The 303-nt window shown below is 66.3% G+C and carries 1 protein-coding gene; it reads right to left on the bottom strand.

What is annotated here, in order from left to right:
• On the bottom strand, nt 1–283 hold a 283-nt coding region (locus E1182_RS31850), incomplete at its 3' end, for a hypothetical protein (protein WP_207921595.1).
• Nucleotides 284–303 lie beyond the last annotated feature (20 nt).

Below are 303 nucleotides of genomic sequence, written 5' to 3'. Positions count from 1 at the left end.
CAGGGTCGGTAGACCGCTGAGAGGCACGCAGAGCCCGCTTGCGACACGCATCGTTGTGGAACCGCTTCGGAAGCCCACCGGAGTGCGTACGGGCTTCCAGGGGCGATCCGCAGCCCTCACAGTTCGGCGCGTCTACCTGGTTCGCTGGCGCGATGTCGGGCGGGTGGCTTACCGTTGTCGTCTCCTGCTTGTCCCGCGTGCCGAACTCAATCCGGGGCTCCGCGCCCAGGAAGGCAACCGCCTGGAAAGTCGCGGCCTGGTCCACGATGAACGTCTGCGGCATGGTCTGTTCCTCCCAAGGTC

The organism is Micromonospora sp. KC721, from assembly GCF_004348355.1.
In the GTDB taxonomy this organism is placed as follows: Bacteria; Actinomycetota; Actinomycetes; order Mycobacteriales; family Micromonosporaceae; genus Micromonospora.
Note: the sequence above shows the minus strand (reverse complement) of the source record. Positions and strands in the feature narration are given on the sequence as shown.